At 54.4% G+C, this 3,281-nt stretch carries 4 protein-coding genes and 2 pseudogenes; 2 read left to right on the forward strand and 4 right to left on the reverse strand.

Annotation, left to right across the window (positions count from 1 at the left end):
* From JE47_RS22375 to JE47_RS0119860, 3 genes and pseudogenes are all read right to left on the reverse strand, one after another.
* A pseudogene (locus JE47_RS22375) lies at window positions 1-433 on the reverse strand (hypothetical protein); the annotation flags it as partial.
* A gap of 31 nt (window positions 434-464) precedes the next feature.
* Complete coding sequence (locus JE47_RS0119855) at window positions 465-656, reverse strand: hypothetical protein (RefSeq protein WP_031461410.1); 192 nt, start codon at window positions 654-656, stop codon at window positions 465-467.
* A 187-nt stretch (window positions 657-843) separates the two neighbouring features.
* Window positions 844-1,299, reverse strand: coding sequence for a division/cell wall cluster transcriptional repressor MraZ (locus tag JE47_RS0119860; protein ID WP_031461411.1), 456 nt, complete (start codon window positions 1,297-1,299; stop codon window positions 844-846).
* A gap of 354 nt (window positions 1,300-1,653) precedes the next feature.
* Between JE47_RS0119860 and JE47_RS0119865 the strand changes: the two genes are divergently transcribed.
* Window positions 1,654-2,148, forward strand: coding sequence for a hypothetical protein (locus JE47_RS0119865; protein WP_051871228.1), 495 nt, complete (start codon window positions 1,654-1,656; stop codon window positions 2,146-2,148).
* A 1-nt stretch (window position 2,149) separates the two neighbouring features.
* Complete coding sequence (locus JE47_RS21470; RefSeq protein ID WP_236631326.1) at window positions 2,150-2,527, forward strand: hypothetical protein; 378 nt, start codon at window positions 2,150-2,152, stop codon at window positions 2,525-2,527.
* A 380-nt stretch (window positions 2,528-2,907) separates the two neighbouring features.
* Here the strand turns inward: JE47_RS21470 and JE47_RS0119875 are convergent.
* Window positions 2,908-3,281: pseudogene (locus JE47_RS0119875) on the reverse strand (hypothetical protein); the annotation flags it as partial.

The raw sequence follows: 3,281 nt of genomic DNA on the forward strand, positions 1-3,281 counted from the left end.
CGTCCCAAAAATCGAGTTCACGTAAGCGATCCTGTTCGCTCTGGGTGAACCTGAACACCGCTTCCTGTGCTGCTGTCCACGGATGCGGGTATGCCGGGTCTTGCAGAACATCAAGGGCCCGCAATACGAGGGGAAGATCGGCTTCGGCAATCGGCATTGGCATTTGGCTCTGAGTAATATCGATCACCTCACTGGCTTCCCAGCGCACAAAGAATCCGCGCTGATACGAACTAAAATCGATTGAAAGTAAGACGGGCTGGTATATTGATCTCATACGTAGCAGTCGCCGAATCAAAGTAATGAGCGGGAAGGAGAGCGGGCTGAAGGTGATCACCAGTACCTGCCACCTGGAAAACAACCAGAACAACAACAATCCGAACAAATCGGTGTACATCCTGGCCACGAACCACCATTCAGCCATTGTGTTCGTCATAGCACAACAATGATGATAAGCGTCCCACACTTCATTCTTGCCGCGATGCATGAGGTACGTCCGCGCCCAGCAGCGTACTCAGCAACTGCTGATCGAGACGAGGGTCATGGGTCGCGCGCCGATCAAGTTGCAGTGTGCTGCGTAGGCGCTGACGGGCAATCGCAGCGCTGGTGGTTGGTCGGCTTAGCGTGGAATAGAGCATAGATCGGCTTGAGATGGTCATGAGTCATTTCCTTTCTACTATGGTATGTAGTAATTTTGGCGACAAAAAATAATCACCGTCGGTCGTGTTGCTCGGGCTTGACTCCCCACGATTCTCGTTCTCAACGGTGACCAGCAAGGCGTGGTAAGAGTAGAACACGACATGAACAACCGTTGCATCGTTTTACTACGTATTGTAGTAAATACGATCATAAAGAAAAACCATCGCGTAACGATACGGCCATATCCCAGTCACGCCGTGACCAACGTCCGGTTGCTGCTACCAGCGTAGCCTGGCATTCTTGCCATCGTTCAGGATTCCACACCTCCAGATACTGATCCATTCCAATCAACACTACCTGACGGTCGATACCGGCATAGCCGCGCAGGGCTTCGCTGAGGGTAATCGTTCCCTGGTCATCTAGCCGCAAGACCATAGCTTCGGCAAACAACAACCGACGAACCCAGCGTTCGTCGTCGCCGCTGAGGGTGAGATTATTTACCCGTTGCGCTAGCCCACGCCAGAACGGTTCTGGGCAGAGTTGTAAACAGCGGTCAAACCCACGGGTGATAATCATACCGGGCTGAAGCAACGGTCGCAGCGGAGTCGGGATTGTAAAGCGGCCACTGTTATCGAGCAGCGTATACCACGTACCAAGGAGCATGGTTCCCTCGCATGTCAACAGCAACTTCACCAGTTTCAGGGTGCTTATTGGGAGCTTACTGGCTTCACCAATGTTACTATAGCATATAATATTCGAGTCGTCTAGCCATGTTTTACGGTCTGCTGATGGGGGCTTGATTTTACTACAATTTGTAGTATGATGATTGCGAACTGAGTCGGTCAACCAGAACAAGGAGGTGTCATGAGCACCGATATTCATCAGGAGTAACGGATGAGATTGCCAGAAGACAACTAAGAAGCGTATAATAAAAACCCAGTAACAACCTAAATACTGGACAAGTTTGCCGAATCGTGCTAGAATGATACCTGACAAGAACCTGAAAGGAACCCCGCAATGCGAGCAGTGAATGACAACGCCACGATCAACACCGTGACCGAAGCCGATCATCTGACAGTACAACTTCCTCTACAGGTTATAGGGCTATCGTCTGTCTATGCTGCAACGCTAAGTCTGCTTCAGCGTCGTTTTCCAACCGTACTGCCTGATCACCTCTGGGCCGAGGTCGCCGGCGGGGTTGTTCTCTCGCTGGCGCCAGTTGCGCTGGCTGCCCGTCGTTTGGGCCATCTTGACTGGCGCCGCTATGAAGAGCTGGTCTGGCGTAGTTTTGTCGCCGCAGGCATTCCGATCATCCTCTGGCAACTGGGCGAAAACATTCTGCGCCAGCAAGCAACCGAAGAGTACCTGCGTCGACCACGAAGGAGCGCGATTGATTATGCCGACGATACCACGCCGCTGGCCAACCGAACTGGAGACCGAGAGGGTCGAGTTGATCCGCATAGCGGAAGAGGCGGCTCAGCACATCCTGCAGGCCCGGAGTACGCTGGATGAGGTGCGTAACGAACTGAGCCGCAACCCTCACCTGTGTCGGATACTGATCGTTACTGCCGAACGTGCCGTGTGCGATGCCTTGACCTGCACCGAACGTATGCGTCGCTACCTGGTCATCGTGCGCGGCACCGAAATCCATGGCCGCTGGCCGATGGTCGCTGCCCGTCAGCGTGACGATAGCGAACACGCTCTTGCAGAGGCGATCCAAAATCTTGAAGCGGCCCAAGACCTGTTTCCGACCTTGCGCCAGAATCACCAGTCTAATTTTTTGTTGGCCGAGGCTGTGCTGGCCGATATGACACTGGCACTTGCCCGTGCTCGACGTTCGATTGAGCAGATGGTACGTTTCTTGACCGAAGCTGCTATCGGGCGTGATTAGAGTCTATCCGAAGTGTCCTTTCGCAGCAGAAGACTGGTCGGGGCACAGTGCCCGTATCCCCTGCGATGCGGGCATGCAGGGTAGGCACGGTCGAGCCGATTGGCGAGGTACTGGTAGGGGTGAGGTACCGCCTCGCCCCGTACTAGTCGCAGACAGAGATCGGTTGGGACGCTTCTACATCTATCGATGGGGTGCATCCGTTGCACGTGAGACGGGTATGCAGATAGGCCTTAAGTGCCTATCCGGAATACCCTGTCGCAGAAGAAGATTCGGTTGGGGCGCAGCGTCGCTGCGCCCGTACATCTATCAGGTTGTATCCGCCGTACCGTGAGACGATTATTCGGATAGGCCCTTAAGTGGGTGCAGTACCGCTGTTCACGTTACGGTGTTGGTGTTGCCTGCGCGGTCATAGTCGGTGTTGGGGGTATTGGGGTGATACTGGTCGGTGTGGGTGAGGCTACGTCATCGGCGGTATCGCCAGCAATGTCGCTCAGGCGATTGAGAAAGCGAATCAGCCGCTCACTCCGCCGCTCAACTTCTCGAATCCGCTCGTTCTGCGTAGCCTGTACAGTTGCTACTACCGCTACCAGCACTTGCCCCTCACGAAATTGATCTTGTAGCGCCCCATTTTCAGCAACGGCTGTCTGAAGTGAACGCCCCAGTGCCACCGCGGTTGCGGCGTAGCTAGCCTGGGTTGTGGCAACAACTGCCAGTTCGCTAGCCTGTACTTCTAGTTCGTCGATCCGCTCTCGTG

This window comes from Chloroflexus sp. MS-G (assembly GCF_000735195.1).
Classification (GTDB): domain Bacteria; phylum Chloroflexota; class Chloroflexia; order Chloroflexales; family Chloroflexaceae; genus Chloroflexus.